Origin of the sequence: Mesorhizobium sp. M7A.F.Ca.US.007.01.2.1 (assembly GCF_003998165.1) — a bacterium.
Classification (GTDB): Bacteria; Pseudomonadota; Alphaproteobacteria; order Rhizobiales; family Rhizobiaceae; genus Mesorhizobium; species Mesorhizobium ciceri.
The window spans coordinates 1-15242 of record NZ_RZQP01000153.1 but is presented as its reverse complement, the minus strand read 5'-3'; the positions used below and the strand labels follow the sequence as shown (position 1 = coordinate 15242).

Here is a 15242-nt window from a genome sequence, read left to right as displayed (position 1 = left end):
AGAGTGAACTCTCCAGCCGGTCTCGACCCGAGCCAGCGGCGGTAGAGGCCGACCACCTCGCTCATCGGCAGCGCTTCAGGTCCGGCAAGGTCAAGCGTGATGCGCGATGCGCTATCGCGCCGGAGAAAATGCAGGACAGTGGCGATCACGTCATCCAACTGTACGACCTGAAGCCGACCCGTGCTGGGCATCACCGGCAACAGTGGCAATGCGGCCAGTCCGCGAAACAGCGCACTGGCGCCGAACGCCGGCCGGCCCAGCACGACCGACGGGCGCAGGATGACCCAGTCCAAATCGCGCGCCATCAACGCCTGGTCGCCAGCCAGCTTGGTGGCCGAGAAGGCGGACGGCTGCAGCCGATCGACCCCGATTGCCGAGAAGTGAATGACTTTTCTCACGCCCGCCTGCTCACAGGCGGCAAAGAGTGCCGATGCGCCACCCGCATGCACACCGCCAGTGCTTTCTTGCGCGCTGTCCTGCAGCACGCCGGCGCAGTTGACGACCGCGTCGATGCCTATCAGATGCGGGCTCCAGTCCTGCGTCTGCAGCGCCTTTGCCATGTCGAGCAAGACAGGCGGCAAGCCTCTGAAGGGAGCGGCGCCGGCACGATGCAGCACGCGAACGATTTCATATCCATCGGCGGCCAGGCGCGCACAAAGAGAAGCTCCGATCAGACCCGACGCGCCGGTGACGAGGACCCTCACCTGGCACCTGAAAACTGCAGTGACAGTCGCGCCTCATCCTGTCTGCACGCGGAGCCGGACGAAACAGCGGTGTCGCTGCGATCGGGCCGCACGATCGAGCGATTCCGCGCGCCTCGCCGAGGGCAGATGGAAGCGAGCGTCGCGGCGCTGCTGGCGCGTCCGGCCAGAGCTCCGACAGTTTCGAGCAACGATATCGAGCGGAAGCTCGGGTTGATTGTTCCTTTGGTTTCTACCATGGGCGCTGATCCCAAGCTGCCACGGATGTTCCTGCAACCATTCATGGGCAAGGCGAGTTGTTCGCGCAGGAATGACCGCCTCGGACGGTTCAGTGCAACGACCGTATCCACTATTTGCTCATGCACGCAGCGCCAGCCAACCTGATCGACGGTGTCGCTGGACTCGATCTCCCTCCCGCCCAACGCGTTCAGCTAGATCTAGGCGGCATCTTGCAGCGCCCTTTCATTTACGCTGGTTTCTCCAAGCTGCGTCAACGCCTCGTCCGTTGCCTTCTCTTCGTCGAGCGTCTGCTGCAGCAGCGGAACCGCGTCATTCAAGCCGAGCAGCCTTGCCCAGGTTACCAATGTCCCATAACGGGCGATCTCATAATGCTCGACGGCCTGGGCAGCGGCAACAAGCCCGGCGTCGAGGGCCGGCGCCGCCTGGAGCTCCTCCAGTATCTCCCCGCCCTCCTCAATGATGCCGTCGATCGCGGGACAGGTCTTGCCCTGCGCGCGCTTGCCGAAAATCTCGAACACCTGCTGCAGCCGCTCAACCTGACCCTCAGTCTCGTCGCGGTGCTTCTCGAACGCGGCGGTCAACTCTTGCGATTCGGTACCCCTGGCCATTTTCTTGAGGGCACTTAACGCTCCGCGTAGTATATGTCCTTCAAGGCTTCGTAAAATAGATCTTCCAGGCCCTTTGTGCTGCTCTGGGCGCTTTTCTTCGTCGCCATCTCCATGTCCCACTTCGAGTTCAATGCTTCGCGGCATATGCAGCTCTAACAACCAAGGCCATCGGTTGTTCCTCGCCCTCAAAGACATCGTGGGAACACGAGCAAGGACCGTGGGGATCTCGCTCCGTTCTGGTCGGCACAACCGGCGCCATGTCGCCTCTGCGCCTGGCTAGCCTCGTGGCCGCTTGTCAAGCCGCCTGCCGCGCCTTAACCGGCGTTCTCGCCTATCGAAGTCGATTGCTGGTCACGCTTTCGCCGATCAATGTTGATAAGACGGCGGTCGGGGGCCGCGGTGCCGGAACGACCTCTTCAGCGTTTTGTGGGCAAGCTGCTGTGAGACCAGATCGCGCGCTTTTCGGCACATATTGCAAGCCACAATGGTCGCTCGGCTGCCTCTGCCGGTCTAAACGGGACCCGGCCCGCGGCATGCCCGGATGGTTGAAGCGGATTGTTGAAAAGGTGTGTCGGGGTGAACTAGATCATGCGCCGCCATCGGTTGCGACGATCGAGCGACGATTGCTCCTACCGGCCGCCCGACCGCCGTTTCGCTTCTTCATCGATCCTGCGACCTGAGAATCTTGAGTGCCTCGTCCTTGGTGAGGCCGCACTTTCGGGCAAAGTAGTCGCTTCGATGGCCCTTTCGCGATCCGTCCGAGACGCGGTGTTCTGCTTGGCCTTCTTGCCCATCGATGCTATCGCCTCGATTATATCGCCTGCTGGTGATCAAGCGCCTACGCCGTGGGAGGGCTCACGCGGGGATCGGGTCACCAATCTTGCAGCTCCGCTGCCTGGCTCGAACTGTGGTTGGCGCGATTGTTCCGAGATCGCAGAACTTCGCAAGAGATGCCTGGCGCCGGACTTTGCTGTGGCCATTCGGGATCTGTCATCCCATCGCTGTGACCTGCAGACGAATGCAGAGCCTCAGCAGTTTTTCGCCGCTTTCATCGTGGGTTAGTCCCGACAACATGTTCGTTCCAGTACCCGGAGGAAAACGTGCGCGACCAGTCTTTTTCCCATCTGGAGGCGCTCATTGATGTGCGTCCCGACACGAATTTCACCCCTAGCGCGCCATGGCCTCGCGGATCGGCCACTGCGTCACTCGATGCAATATGGAACAATCCTCGCAGGCGGATGTTGGGCAACCCAACCCCCTGGAGGATTGCCAATGTTCATGCACAACAAGCGCCTGCAATACACCGTCCGCGTTTCGGAGCCTAATCCCCGCCTGGCCTGCATGATCATGGAACAATTCGGTGGCGCCGATGGTGAGCTTGCCGCGGCGATGCGCTATTTCACGCAAGGCCTCGGCGAGGATGATCTTGGCCGTCGCGACATGTTGCTCGACATAGCCACTGAAGAACTCAGCCACCTTGAGGTGGTGGGATCGATCGTCACCATGCTGAACAAGGGGCTCAAGGCACAACTTGCCGAAGGCCAGATGAAAGAAGCGGACCTTTATATGATGATCGGCGCCAGCGGTACGACAGCCAAGGAATCCATCCTGTTTGGCGGTGCTCCCGCGCTGTGCGACTCAGCCGGCGTTCCCTGGACCGCGGCCTATGTCGACTCACGCGGTGAACCTACCGTGGATTTGCGGTCGAACATCGCCGCTGAAGCGCGCGCCAAGATCGTTTACGAACGCCTCATCAACATCACCGATGATCCGGGCATCAAGGACGCGCTCGGCTTCCTGATGACACGCGAGATCGCTCATCAAAAGTCGTTTGAGAAAGCACTCTACGCCATCGAAAACAATTTCCCGTCAGGCAAGCTCCCGGGCATCGAGAGGTACGCCAGCATGTACGTCAACACCTCTCAAGGTGACGGCGATACCAATGGTCCATGGAATTCCGGCGAAGAGTGGGATCGGATCGATGACCTTGAAGAGGTGATGCCCGTCGACGGCGGAGACGGCTTGGCAATCGTCAAAATGGGCGCCAGAGACATGAAGGTGGTGGCCAAGATGGCCGACCGTACTCTTTCTGATCCGGCGTCCGATCCGATCACGGGCGCTGATCTAGGTGCCGGTCCGGGAGCTGGCCGAACCAAGAACGCGGATTTTGGCGGCGCGGCAAGCATTCAGGAGGCGCCGGCCGTGGCCGAGGCTGCTGTCAAACGCGCACGTAAGCGTTAGTTTGGAGCTGACGTCATTGCGGGCAACTATGTTCGGGGTCAGGAAGCTAACGACGAAAGCAGGGCATCCGACTGGCAGCAGCGGACTGGCCGGAGTGCTCGCTATTTGCTGAGTGGGTGAAGCACATATGGCCACCGCCGCACCACGATCAGAGTCGGAACATGCGGGGCAGTCGGAGAAGGTCCGTGCCTACGGTTGCGAGAACCGGTGCATTGTCGCAATCGGAGCCTCGGCGGGGGGCCTCGACGCGCTGAAGAGACTTGTCCGGGATATTTCGCCGGACATTCCGGCGGCCCTCCTCATCGTACAGCACGTCGGTCTCACGAGTTACCTCGGCGACATTCTCGGTCGCGCTGCCAACATGCCCGTAGCGAATGCCGCCAGCGGCACGAAGGTTAAAAACGGGCACATCTTCGTTGCACCGCCCGGAGCTCACCTGCTTTTACATGATGATCACATGCTGCTGCGGCGCGGGCCGCGGGAGAATTTGGCGCGCCCTGCCATCGATCCCCTTTTTCGATCAGCGGCCTGCAGCTTTGGCGGCAGCGTGATTGGTGTCGTGCTCACGGGCAGCCTCTCCGACGGGACCGCCGGCTTGCGCGCCATCAAGATTTGCGGAGGGGTCAGCGTGGTTCAAGATCCCGACGACGCTGCAGTACCCGATATGCCGCTGAGCGCCTTGCAGAATGTGGAAGTCGACCATTGCGTCGCCCTGTCCGAAATGGCTGGCCTGTTGCGCAGGCTTGCGTCCGAACTCGCAGGGCCGACACCAGAAATCCCGCCTGTCATCCGCCTTGAGGCTGCGATTGCTGCTCAGGAGCACAGCACAATGGAACAGACAGAACGCCAGCTTGGCATCCCCTCGACATTTGTCTGCCCCGAATGTCACGGACCGCTTTGGGAGATCGAAGACGGGCCGATTACCCGTTACCGTTGTCACACTGGACATGCATTCGGAGCGGACGTTTTGATGCAGGCCCAGGCGGACGATGCGGAACAGGCCCTTTGGAGCCTTCTAAGAGCGCACCAGCAGCGGGCCGAGTTGGCGAAACGGACGGCGCAACGAGAAGCCGCTCGGGAAAGACATAGCTTGGCCAGCCAAATGGCTACGCGGGCCGCGGAACACGAAGCCGACGCGAAACTTATTGAAGAAATTATCCATCGTCGAAGGCCGTGACAAACACACGCCCCGACAACCATGACCTTATTTCGGTCCGGGGCTCACAGTACGGCGTTGGCGACTTGCCGGAAACCATGATCCCCCACAGAGACAGCGAGGGTGGTCAACACGAGTCATTCTTCAAACATCCTTCAATGCCGGCGGCAAACAACGATATTAGGTCACATTAGCGTCAGGCGGACGACGTCATTTCTACCTCGACGGCAGAAGGCGCCAATCGCATTTTCAGGCGTCTTGCAGTTCGAAAGCAATGATGGCAGCCTCAGCGACCGCATGCCGCTGGCGTTGGTGCGCAGCCATAATGAATAGCTAGGGCCGCGTCCTCATCCGTCGGGCGGCTCACGCACCAACTCGAACGTGACCTTCACGGAGAATAGGAGCTTGCTGGTGTGATCGCGGACATGGATGGCAACCTCTCTGAAAGTGCCGTCCGGCATCCGGTCTTTGGCTATTTCAAGCAACGCTCTTGCTGCCTCATCTTCAGCGGCTTCCCGGCTCGCAATTTCGGTTCCTTCAGGATCGGGAAAGACTTCGCCATCGTCGGTTAAATCAAAGAAGAAGCGGGCCATGCGACCCTAATTCCGAATCCCCGAAAAGGTTTCCTTGTAGCGCTACTTGCTGGTGATCCAATCCACCAGGCCGGTTTCCATCTGCTCGCACCCGGTGAATTCATGTACCAGGCTCGTGGCCAGATCACGCCATTGATACTCAGGCACACCCGTTTGCCTGACCAACTCTCGGAATGCCGATCGGAGAATGTCGGCGTCAAAGGCGGAGACGGCGACGCTTGCCACGCCCGGATCTTCCCACCCTCGCGCCATGTCATCGTGGTGACGTTGGCGAAGGCGTTTGAGCAGTTCGCGCGATGTCTCGATTGCGCGCCTTGAACGATCCACGTCTTGGCGAAACTTGGCAGTTCCGATCATGGAATTATGCCGAACAAGATAGCCGGTTGCGATTACGCCTTGTGCAACTTCTAAATGCGTTCGAACCATCGCGGCCTCCCTTCCAGCGAAAGGAATTGTTTACCCTGTTGTCCAGCATAACCCCAACGGATTCGCTGTACGTTTTCAACCAATCGGCTATTCGGCGATTGTCGGCCAATTGCTGGGTTTTAGCTCCGGTGAGCGGCACTTCACCTCAAAGTGCCGTGGCGGCCGGCGCAGAGGTGCGCGAACGTTGGCGCCGACCAACAGAATCTGAGCGGTCATGCCTCGCGCTGGTGGAGTATATCGGCCCTTCGGGAACCACAGTGACGCCAAACGCAACGACCCGGAGAAGTCGGTGCGCACAGTCATTCATTTACAATATTAGCGCAGGCTGAAACTCGGACATGCAGGGTAGCTCGTACATGCCCTTAGCCCCGGTGAAGACCCAGCGCCGGCGCTTTTCTGTTTCGCTGCTGGGTAGGCCTGTCCGCACTCCTGCTTGACTGCGCGACTGCGAGAACAACGCCTCGCGGGTTCCCAATCCTTGCAAACAGTTAGATCCGGGAGCTAAAGTGCGGCATAGGCTGGTAGGGCAGGCGACCAAAGCGATCTTTCGAAGAACGAAGTCGTCCTCTCGCACGAATCGGCTGCTTGAACGTACACTTTCCATAGACCCTTCTGACCGCCGAGCAGGTTGCCGCTTCGCAAGTACTCTCAGAGAAAAATATTGGAGGATCTTATCCCAGCTTGACGCATCAAGGAACTCAAAGGGGGTGGTGTCTAAGGCGACCCTACGCGACATTAGCGGCTGCTATTGCGTTCGCCAATTCTTCTTCAGTAAACGGCTTGCTGAGAATTTTGATGTCGCGAGTCCCCGGGAGTTCGGCGTAGCCCGTTGCTATAATGACGGGTACGTTCGGCCACTGGACTTTGATCGTATTCGATAGCTGCAGGCCCGTCATCTTCGGCATAGCATGATCCGTTATGACGAGGTCGAACGGCTGCTCCTCCAGCAACCTGAGGGCTGCCGCCGCAGAATGCGCCTCCGCGACAGTATGGCCGAGATCCTCGAGCATTGCCGCGGTATTCAAAAGGACCAGCGCATCGTCATCCACTGCCAGAATCCGCAGCGACGCCGTCTCAATGGCTTCCTCGGCAAGAACATCCGGCCCGCGCGCGACTTCCGAGCTCGCGGTGGCCACCGGCAGCCACAGTTCCGCCGTCGTTCCTGCTCCCTTGCGGCTCCTAAGCGTCAGGCGCCCGCCCATTTGTTCTGTCATCCCATGGACCATAGACAGACCGAGACCCGTGCCTTTGCCTACGCCTTTTGTGGTGAAGAACGGTTCTGTCGCCCGAGCTAGTGTTTCTTCGTCCATTCCTTCGCCAGCGTCTGCTACCGAGAGGCAGACGTAGGGGCCCGGGGCCAAGCCAGCCTCTTTGCTTTCGCCGACCTGTTCCATCCGAGTGGAGATGACGATCGTTCCGCCGCCAGGCATCGCGTCCCTGGCATTGACGCACAGATTGAGCAATGCGAGTTCGATTTGACTTTCATCAACCATCACACGATCAAGCGAGAGCGGAAATTTCGTCTCTATGATCGCCCTTGAGCCCAGCGATCGTTCCAAGAGATCCTTCATTCCGTGTATGAGCCCTATCAAATCGACAGGCTTTGGATCGAGTTGCTGCCGCCGGGCAAAGGCCAGCATGCGCTGCGTCAAGGACGCTCCCCGTCGCGCGCCGAGCACCGCGTTGTCGAGAAGACGCAGCAATTGTGGATCGTCGGGAAGCCGTTTGCGGAGCAGCTCAAGACTACCCAGAATCGCCATCAGCAAATTGTTGAAATCGTGAGCGACGCCGCCCGTTAGCTTGCCGATCGCATCCATTTTTTGTGAATGGAAAAGGGCCTCACGTGCCTGATCCAGGGACTCCTGCGCCTTCTTCCGCTCCGTAATGTCGCGTGTGATCTTCGCGAACCCCAGGAGTTCGCCATCCTCGTGCCGAATGGCGTCGATGACCACGTGGGACCAGAACGCAGTGCCGTCTTTGCGTATACGCCAGCCTTCGCGCTCAACTCGCCCTTCACGGGCGGCGATCTCCAGGGCACTTTGCGGACTGCCTCGCTCGCGATCCTCGGGCGTGTAGAATTGCGAAAAGTGCTTGCCGATTATTTCGTCGGCCGAGTAACCTTTGATGCGTTCTGCACCCGAGTTCCAACTCGTGATTACGCCTTCAGGATCAAGCATGTAGATCGCGTAGTCCGTCACGCCCTGAACCAGACGCTGGAACTGCTCCTGATTTTTCCGGATTTCCTCCTCCGCTTTCTTGCGCTCGGTAAGATCACGGGTGACTTTGGCGAAGCCGGTTAGTTTGCCGCTTGGATCGAGTATAGGATCAACCACAACGTGAGCCCAGAAAGGAGTCCCGTCGCGACGAACCCTCCAGCCCTCGGTCTCAAATTTGCCATCGCGGGCTGCTGTCTCCAGAGTCCGCGATGGAAGACCAGCTTCGCGATCCTCCTCCGTGTAGAAGCACGAGAAATGCTGACCGATGATCTCGCTCGCGGAATAGCCTTTGAACCGCTCGGCCCCCGCGTTCCAACTCGTCACGGTTCCCGAACGGTCCAACATATAGATCGCATAATCAGTAACGGCCTCGACGAGAACGCGGTAGCGATCCTCATCGGCTTTATCGACGGTCCCTTGAATCATACCCCATCCGTTCATTTGTTAACTCTGTGAAACTGCTGGCGTCTTGGATGGTTCCACAGACGATGGGAAGGCGTGCGCGCTGTGGCACAGGCCGTGACTGCCGTGGCCTGCAACGAGCTACTTGCCTGACGGGGGCGCGGCCGTTACAGAAATTGGAATTTCAGATACCGGGCCGGGCCGCCGATCGCTCCACCCAGTTCTACTTCGAACCTGTGATACTGGCGGCTTGCGATTCCTGTTGGAGACGATGGCGGAATGACCGAGCGAAAGAAGCAGCCCGTTGTAAGTTCCGGCATTGCCGGCTTGGACGAAATTCTTCGCGGTGGATTGCCCGCTTCAAATTTCTACATCGTGCAAGGCGATCCAGGCGCAGGCAAGACGACCGCGGCGTTGCAATTCCTGCGCGCTGGTGTGGCAGCCGGTGAACGCTGCATCTATGTCAGCCTTTCGCAAACCGCCGCCGAATTGCAAGCGATTGCGTCCTCACACGGCTGGACGCTTGATGGCATCCGCGTTGAGGAATTGTCCGCTTCGGAGACCTTGAGCGGAGCGGCCGATCAGACGATTTTCCAGACTGCGGACCTTCGATTGGATGAGACGCGCAAGGCGATTGAACGCGCGATTGAAGAACACAAGCCACACAGGCTTGTTTATGACTCGCTGCTCGAGATCCGGCTGATTACCGGCGACACACCGAGGTTCCGGCGCGAGCTGATTGGTTTCAAGGCCTTCCTGGCCAAGCGGGGCATTGTGGCAGTGTTGCTCGACACCCAGACCAGCGGAGGCGATCACAATGGCGAGGAAATCGAGGGCATTGCCCACGGCGTGATCCGGCTTGATAAATCTCTCGAGGATTACGGCGGCGTGCGCCGGCGTGTTGAAGTCAGCAAAATGCGCGGCGTGCCGTTTGCAGACGGTTATCACGATATGGCCATTCGCGAGGGTGAAGGCGTTGTGGTGTTTCCGAGGATTGTGCCCGGGTCGCCTGCCGAAGTGACCAAGCCGCAACTGATCAAATCAGGGGTAGCCGCTCTCGACGAGATGTTCGGCGGCGGCCAGGAATCGGGAACCATAACGCTCGTGATTGGTCAGTCGGGGACAGGCAAGTCGACGATGTCGTCGCTTTACGCCACTGCCGCGCTTCAACGGAGCGAGAGCGTGGCCCTGTTCCTGTTTGAGGAGCGGCTGGAGACTTTCTTTCGCCGGTCCGAAGGCCTTGGGATGGATCTTCGGCAGTTCTACAAGGACGGCCAACTCGTCATCTACGATTTTAGTCCGAACGAAATCTCGCCCGGAGAGTTCGGCCAGATTGTGCAGCAAGTCGTCAGTCGCAACAATACCCGGGTAGTCGTGATTGACAGCTTCACCGGCTATCTGAATTCTCTTCCCCACCGGGAAAAGGCGGTGCTGGACATCCAGTCTCTCCTGAAACATCTCGCTCGCGCTGACGTGCTAACCATGCTCATTGTCGCCCAGCATGGTTTGCTCGGGCAGAATGTTGGGATCGACGTGGACGTCAGTTTTCTCGGCGACACCGTGCTTCTGCTGCGCATGTCCGAGCATGAAGGCCGCCTTAGGCGCAATATCACGGTTGTCAAGAAACGCCACGGTCCCCACGATCTCGATGTCCGGGAACTTTTCATCGCGAGTTCCGGCGTTTCCGTCGTTTCCTACAATCCTCTGCCCGAGACGTGAGCGACGTCGAGCGAAACGGGCTGGGAACACTGGATTGGGTGCTCATTTTGGCGCCTTACCGCAAGGATGCTGGTTACACCGCCTCCCTGCTGCAGGAACGTGGTTTACGGGCTCGAGCGGCGAGCCCCGAGGACTTAGAGGGATTGCTTGCACTGTCTCCTGGAGTGCTGGTTGTCACCCACGAAGCCTTGAATCCTCAGGCGATCGCAACAGTTGAAGGTTTCCTTCAGGCTCAGCCCAATTGGTCGGAAATTCCAATCGTTGTTTTGTTGGACCGTGGGGCACAGCAGTCACGCATCCAAGCGGCGCTGAGTGCTGCCTGGCCACGTTCGCGCCAGATATACTATCAGCGTCCAGTGGCTGCGCTCGAACTGATAAGCGGAATCCAGTCGGCACTCCTCACCAGAATTCGCCAGCGCGACGTGCGTGACTATCTTGAGCGGGAGACGGAACTCCGCCTTGAGCTAAATCATCGAGTGAAAAACATCCTGGCGACCGTCATATCCATCTTCGATATGACCAGGCGCGGCGCGATCTCGGCAGAAGGACTTGCAGAAGACTTCAAAGGGCGATTGAGAGCCTTGTCGGATGTTCATTCTGCAGTTTTTGCTGCCGGTGGCGAGACCGTGGCCTTAACGGATGTCGCAAAATCGGTCCTCGCGCCATACCTTTCCAAGGAACAAACTGCCATCACGATCGACGGACCCGAGGTGCTGCTTTCGCGCGATGCCGGTACAACTCTCGCCCTCTCGCTTCATGAACTAGCAACAAACGCCATTAAATATGGCGGCTTGTCCCGCCCCGAAGGTAGGATACGATTGGAATGGAATATAACGGCGAGTTCGGAACCAGTGCTGACGCTGAGATGGATCGAATCAGGAGGACCGTCGGTAGTTCAACCCTCGCGAGTAGGGTATGGAACACGCTATATGCGCGCCGCATTGACCAGCCTATTTGGAGAGGCTCCAGATCTCGTTTTCGCGTCGGATGGCCTGCGTTTCTCTATTCGCGGCCTACTGTCCCGCCTTGCACCCGATGAACGGCTAGGCTGATCGCGGCAGCGCCTACAATTTGGGCAGCGGAAATTCTAAGGTCGGTCGAGACCGGTGACCACTCCCTTGGCATTCAACGACCGCGCAATCTGAAGCTCGGTCCGACCAGCCTTCACGTATTCATGGTAGATCCAGCGCACCGTCGCAATTTCATCAGGTGGTCCAGACACGAGGATGCCCCGATCCGTCTGGAGGCTCTTGTACTCTTTGAGAGCGAGCATGGTCTTTGTGCGCCCAAGCTGGTCGATGAGCCGGCGCCTCAGGCCCAGGCCGGACGACCCTCCTTGCCGGTATCCCATTCGAATGAGCCTGCACTGGCCGGCAAACACCTTGACTGACAACACCCGGCTGTGCTCGGCCGCCATGCTGCGCTTTATCGCCTTGAGCAGGTCTGATCCGATGCTGCCATCGTTTGCGAACTGTTCGCCAAAATATTCAATTCAACGCCGGCAACGCGACACCGATACTCGTACGACGCACTCTCATCGGGGTTCGGGAATCGGCCCCATCGGCTCACGTCGTAGACGATGACGATTCCAAATCCGCGTTCTTCGTTTCGACATCCGCCAAAGCCTTTCAGGCCGGCGCGACCTTCAAGGTTCAAGCCGCTGCGACCGGCGTCCTCGCATGTGCCGGGATGTCGTAGTTCATCGCATCCGCGAATTCACGGATTGCATCCTTCTGATTGTCGATCGAATAGCTCTGGTGGTCGGTGGACATTCGCACGTATTGAGCTGCGCGCACGCGCTGTGCGTTCTCAGCAGGTCGACGGACCGGGTGCGCCTGTTCCATCATTTAGCGCCTGGAGGCAGATTGAACGTCCGCTTGAACCGGACGATCCTAGCGGTATGAGGCTCCAATCTCGTTACACATTGATCGACACTTTGTATCGAATGGGACTCGTTGCCATAAAACGAGAAGCGCGGAGAATAGCAGGCAGGCTTCTATCAACACCCGAGAAACCATGTCTTTTATCGTGAGGGCTCGTGCCCCCGTTCCGCCGCATTGCAGCCGCAGGTGGCAAGCCATAGGGATATCAGGCCTTCAAGGGAGATTTGCATGAACGTTCACAAAGTCATAGCCGCCGTGCTGATGATTGCAGCACTGGCGGGGTGCGCGCAGACCGAAGGCCAGCAGCGGGCCGGAACTGGCGCTCTGATCGGCGGCGCTGGCGGCGCCCTCGTCGGTCAGGCCATCGGCGGAAACACCGAAAGCACGCTCATCGGCGCTGCCGGCGGCGCCCTGCTCGGCGCCGTCGTCGGCTCGGCCACTACGCCGCAGCGTCGCGGCGAACAGATGTGCCGCTACCAGGACCGCCGCGGCCGCATCTACACGGCGCCGTGCGACGACAGGTACTACAACGGCGATTATTAAGCAGAGTTAGTCTGCTCATCCGTTGTCTGAGTGGGAAATGGGAACGGAAGCTCCACTGTGGGGCGGTGGCCCTGCTGGTACATTGTTTCTGATCGCGCCGCCGGCGGCGGCGCTGCGTTGTCATCTTTTGCCCATAACATAGTGCTACCAGCAAGGACGGCGGGTCTCTGGAGGTCGTGATGACTGAGAGCCTTGCCGGCACCCTGAAGAGCCGTGGCAAACAGGCAGCCAAGCGGCTGCTTGGCTATGATTCCCGCAACTGGCTGCGTATCCGCCAGATCGAGGCTTTCAGCCTCTTTCTCGAAGCCAGCAACCGTAAATCCTCCGACGTGATCGAGATCTCGCCCGGCTGGAACCGCTATTGGCGCACGATGTGCTCCAACTACCGCTCTGTCGATTTCCCCGCCTTCGACATCTGCAACGACCGCACCGATGAGCAGTATTCGATCGTCATCGCCGACCAGGTGCTGGAACACGTGCAGCGTCCGCAGGCGGCGGTGCGGAACATCCACGCCATGACCCGGCCCGGCGGTTGGGCGATGGTGGCAACGCCCTTCCTGTTTCGCGTGCACGCCAGACCGCACGACTACAACAGATGGACGCCCGCCGGCCTCAAACAGCTGATGGTGGACGGCGGCTTCCCCGAAGCCAACGTCAAGGTCCACGGCTGGGGCAACAAGGCCTGTGCCAGGGCCCATATCGGTGGCCCTGTTCGCGCCTACGGCCTGTGGCGGGATCTCAGTAACGACGAGGAATACCCGCTGATGGTCTGGGCGCTCGCTAAGAAGGGGTGAGTGGCGGAAGCCGCGCTCCATCCCGGTCAGAGCCAGGGTGTCTGGCTGCACACTTGACCGGATCCGCCGCCAGTGACCTACTTCGAAATTCGAGGAGCCGTTCGCGAATGGACATTCGAGCCACATTGACGGAGCTTTGCGAGGCCTTCAATGCGCACGATCTGGATCGCATCATGGCGTTCTTTGCCGACGACTGCGTTCTGGAGATGCCAAGGGGGGCCGAGCCTTGGGGAACGCGCTGCGAGGGCAAGCGCAGCGTACGAGACGCGCTTGCCACACGCTTTGAGGGTTTGCCCGATGTGCATTACGGCAGTGGACAGCACTTTGCGGACGAGGCTGCCAATACCGGCATGTCGAAATGGACCCTCACAGGCACCACCCGCGAGGGCGTCAAAAAGGAAGTTCGAGGTTGCGATTTCTACACATTTCGTGACGGAAAGGTGATCCGCAAGGACTCATACTGGAAGATCGTGGAGTAGGGGTTGCCAATTCCTGTCTGATCTTTTCGTCTTCCCGCATCCACCGCCATATTCACCCACCAAGGGTTAGCCTCGCGCGACCACGCAATGACGCCAGCATGCTTGTCCGCCAGTGTCTTGGCAGTGCGCATCGCTCTGTCCACTCGGCAGCTCTGCCCGGCCCGACGATGGGTTGGAGGTCGCCGGTCTCATTGTCGAAGGCCGTGGTTGTGATCAGCCTGGGTGCTTTGGGTTGGGAGAGCAATTATTTGACATGCAGGGTGTCTTTCACCAACAGCCGGTGAAAGTTGGGTGGCGCAGGGGGAAGAATCTCTGTCATCTCGAACAGAGGCACAGGGACTTCCGGCTCCGGTGCTTTCTGCTTGGCCTTCAGGTCCGTGATCTCCTCGTCGCGCCGCGCAATCCGGCTTTCCAGATTGGCAATTCGCTCCGCAAGGAAATAGCGCCCAACGGCAAAGCCGCCGCCGCCGAACAATACGGCAGACGTAGCAAAGGCCAGCGGGTTAGCCGCCACCAGCGCAGAGTTGCTTTGAATGAAAGCGATAAGGTCATGCATGGCCAAAAAGCTCTCCTGTCACGCCGGGAACGATTCAACCTGCTGAGGTCGCGCGAGGGGTCGCAATACCAAGTCTCCTCCGATCAGTTATGGGCAACTTCGTTTCCCGGCCTCGCCCTGCCGTGCGGAGCGCCGCGAGTGCGTCAGCACAAGCTGCCTCAGAGGTCGTTCCGTTCATCCGCGCTATCCTAGCCGTAGGGCGGGACTTCGCAATCCCCGCGCCGGTCATCCTACAACAGGGGGCGTATCGTCGTAGCCAATGGAACCTATCCCCGGATGCCTGGGCTATGGCGAGTATCTGAGTCTCTGGCTCGCGGTTGTAGGCCATCAGCGCCTTCACGGTCTCAAGCGGGCTTTCGTAGCGGGCGACAAGCTTCACGGCTTCAGAGTGCAACTCGGCTTTGACCTCGGCATCGAAGTACATCGTTCCCATCGCGGTTCCTCCTAGCGTGTCGCACGCGTGATGGAGGGAGCACATCAAGTCGCTCCTAAGTTGGCCGTTGAGCAGGTTCATCCCTTTGAGGGCCTTACGTGATGATCGGCATGAGCATGGCAGTTGGCCTTTCCGGCAGGCACGGTAAGTGAACAGAACGAGAACATAAATGTCAAGCAAGAATTGACCCGGGCGAGGGATAAATTCCTATTTTTGGCCATGCCGGACGCGGCAGAACTCGGTCGGCTATGT

General features: G+C 59.2%; 15 protein-coding genes and 1 pseudogene. 8 read left to right on the top strand and 8 right to left on the bottom strand.

Annotated features, from left to right (window positions below):
• The coding region (locus EN949_RS23660; RefSeq protein ID WP_127371796.1) for an NAD(P)H-binding protein at positions 1–704 on the bottom strand (704 nt) is incomplete at its 3' end.
• Here EN949_RS23660 and EN949_RS35940 point away from each other — a divergent pair.
• On the top strand, positions 609–1085 hold the full coding sequence (locus EN949_RS35940; protein WP_164755343.1) for a hypothetical protein: 477 nt from the start codon (positions 609–611) through the stop codon (positions 1083–1085). The two genes, EN949_RS23660 and EN949_RS35940, sit on opposite strands and share 96 nt — an antisense overlap.
• 53 nt (positions 1086–1138) lie before the next feature.
• Here EN949_RS35940 and EN949_RS23655 read toward each other — a convergent pair.
• Positions 1139–1656, bottom strand: a pseudogene (locus EN949_RS23655) (DUF892 family protein).
• A gap of 1165 nt (positions 1657–2821) precedes the next feature.
• Here EN949_RS23655 and EN949_RS23645 point away from each other — a divergent pair.
• Positions 2822–3790 carry a manganese catalase family protein gene (locus EN949_RS23645; protein WP_127367482.1) on the top strand — a complete coding sequence of 323 codons (969 nt, stop codon included), beginning with the start codon at positions 2822–2824 and terminating at the stop codon, positions 3788–3790.
• 127 nt (positions 3791–3917) lie between these two features.
• Positions 3918–4967 carry a chemotaxis protein CheB gene (locus tag EN949_RS23640; protein ID WP_063170815.1) on the top strand — a complete coding sequence of 350 codons (1050 nt, stop codon included), beginning with the start codon at positions 3918–3920 and terminating at the stop codon, positions 4965–4967.
• A gap of 326 nt (positions 4968–5293) precedes the next feature.
• Here EN949_RS23640 and EN949_RS23635 read toward each other — a convergent pair whose 3' ends face one another.
• From EN949_RS23635 to EN949_RS23625, 3 genes are all read right to left on the bottom strand, one after another.
• Positions 5294–5539: a hypothetical protein gene (locus EN949_RS23635; protein WP_127367886.1), complete on the bottom strand. Its 246-nt coding sequence runs from the start codon at positions 5537–5539 to the stop codon at positions 5294–5296.
• 42 nt (positions 5540–5581) lie between these two features.
• Positions 5582–5965: a hypothetical protein gene (locus tag EN949_RS23630; protein ID WP_063170813.1), complete on the bottom strand. Its 384-nt coding sequence runs from the start codon at positions 5963–5965 to the stop codon at positions 5582–5584.
• A 725-nt stretch (positions 5966–6690) separates the two neighbouring features.
• Positions 6691–8607 carry a PAS domain-containing sensor histidine kinase gene (locus EN949_RS23625; protein ID WP_245472485.1) on the bottom strand — a complete coding sequence of 639 codons (1917 nt, stop codon included), beginning with the start codon at positions 8605–8607 and terminating at the stop codon, positions 6691–6693.
• Between the two features lie 255 nt (positions 8608–8862).
• Here EN949_RS23625 and EN949_RS23620 point away from each other — a divergent pair, with 255 nt between their 5' ends.
• The gene (locus EN949_RS23620; RefSeq protein WP_064993610.1) at positions 8863–10302 is read left to right on the top strand and encodes an ATPase domain-containing protein; all 1440 of its coding nucleotides are present in this window, start codon (positions 8863–8865) and stop codon (positions 10300–10302) included.
• Positions 10299–11354, top strand: coding sequence for a sensor histidine kinase (locus tag EN949_RS23615; protein WP_127366924.1), 1056 nt, complete (start codon positions 10299–10301; stop codon positions 11352–11354). Before EN949_RS23620 ends, EN949_RS23615 begins: the two co-directional genes overlap by 4 nt.
• Positions 11355–11389: 35 nt before the next feature.
• Here the strand turns inward: EN949_RS23615 and EN949_RS36655 are convergent, their stop codons facing one another.
• Positions 11390–11719, bottom strand: coding sequence for a recombinase family protein (locus EN949_RS36655; protein ID WP_245459317.1), 330 nt, complete (start codon positions 11717–11719; stop codon positions 11390–11392).
• A gap of 235 nt (positions 11720–11954) precedes the next feature.
• A complete protein-coding gene (locus EN949_RS36650; RefSeq protein WP_245459316.1) occupies positions 11955–12149 on the bottom strand; it encodes a recombinase family protein in 195 nt (64 codons plus the stop codon).
• A gap of 264 nt (positions 12150–12413) precedes the next feature.
• Here EN949_RS36650 and EN949_RS23605 point away from each other — a divergent pair, with 264 nt between their 5' ends.
• The 3 genes from EN949_RS23605 (at position 12414) to EN949_RS23595 (ending at position 14001) form a co-directional block, all read left to right on the top strand.
• Complete coding sequence (locus tag EN949_RS23605) at positions 12414–12728, top strand: glycine zipper 2TM domain-containing protein (protein ID WP_127366923.1); 315 nt, start codon at positions 12414–12416, stop codon at positions 12726–12728.
• 179 nt (positions 12729–12907) lie between these two features.
• On the top strand, positions 12908–13522 hold the full coding sequence (locus EN949_RS23600; protein WP_127366922.1) for a methyltransferase domain-containing protein: 615 nt from the start codon (positions 12908–12910) through the stop codon (positions 13520–13522).
• 53 nt (positions 13523–13575) lie between these two features.
• On the top strand, positions 13576–14001 hold the full coding sequence (locus EN949_RS23595; protein WP_281039788.1) for a nuclear transport factor 2 family protein: 426 nt from the start codon (positions 13576–13578) through the stop codon (positions 13999–14001).
• Positions 14002–14245: 244 nt separating this feature from the next.
• Here EN949_RS23595 and EN949_RS23585 read toward each other — a convergent pair whose 3' ends face one another.
• Complete coding sequence (locus EN949_RS23585) at positions 14246–14557, bottom strand: hypothetical protein (RefSeq protein ID WP_127366921.1); 312 nt, start codon at positions 14555–14557, stop codon at positions 14246–14248.
• Positions 14558–15242 lie beyond the last annotated feature (685 nt).

Excerpts from the sequence above, each read along its gene's own strand:
- EN949_RS35940 (WP_164755343.1), top strand. The coding sequence starts at position 609 with ATGCAGCACGCGAACGATTTCATATCCATCGGCGGCCAGGCGCGCACA.
- EN949_RS23605 (WP_127366923.1), top strand. The coding sequence starts at position 12,414 with ATGAACGTTCACAAAGTCATAGCCGCCGTGCTGATGATTGCAGCACTG.
- EN949_RS23600 (WP_127366922.1), top strand. The coding sequence starts at position 12,908 with ATGACTGAGAGCCTTGCCGGCACCCTGAAGAGCCGTGGCAAACAGGCA.
- EN949_RS23620 (WP_064993610.1), top strand. The coding sequence starts at position 8,863 with ATGACCGAGCGAAAGAAGCAGCCCGTTGTAAGTTCCGGCATTGCCGGC.
- EN949_RS36650 (WP_245459316.1), bottom strand. The coding sequence starts at position 12,149 with ATGATGGAACAGGCGCACCCGGTCCGTCGACCTGCTGAGAACGCACAG.
- EN949_RS23630 (WP_063170813.1), bottom strand. The coding sequence starts at position 5,965 with ATGGTTCGAACGCATTTAGAAGTTGCACAAGGCGTAATCGCAACCGGC.
- EN949_RS23635 (WP_127367886.1), bottom strand. The coding sequence starts at position 5,539 with ATGGCCCGCTTCTTCTTTGATTTAACCGACGATGGCGAAGTCTTTCCC.
- EN949_RS23585 (WP_127366921.1), bottom strand. The coding sequence starts at position 14,557 with ATGCATGACCTTATCGCTTTCATTCAAAGCAACTCTGCGCTGGTGGCG.
- EN949_RS23640 (WP_063170815.1), top strand. The coding sequence starts at position 3,918 with ATGGCCACCGCCGCACCACGATCAGAGTCGGAACATGCGGGGCAGTCG.
- EN949_RS23645 (WP_127367482.1), top strand. The coding sequence starts at position 2,822 with ATGTTCATGCACAACAAGCGCCTGCAATACACCGTCCGCGTTTCGGAG.
- EN949_RS36655 (WP_245459317.1), bottom strand. The coding sequence starts at position 11,719 with ATGGCGGCCGAGCACAGCCGGGTGTTGTCAGTCAAGGTGTTTGCCGGC.
- EN949_RS23625 (WP_245472485.1), bottom strand. The coding sequence starts at position 8,607 with ATGATTCAAGGGACCGTCGATAAAGCCGATGAGGATCGCTACCGCGTT.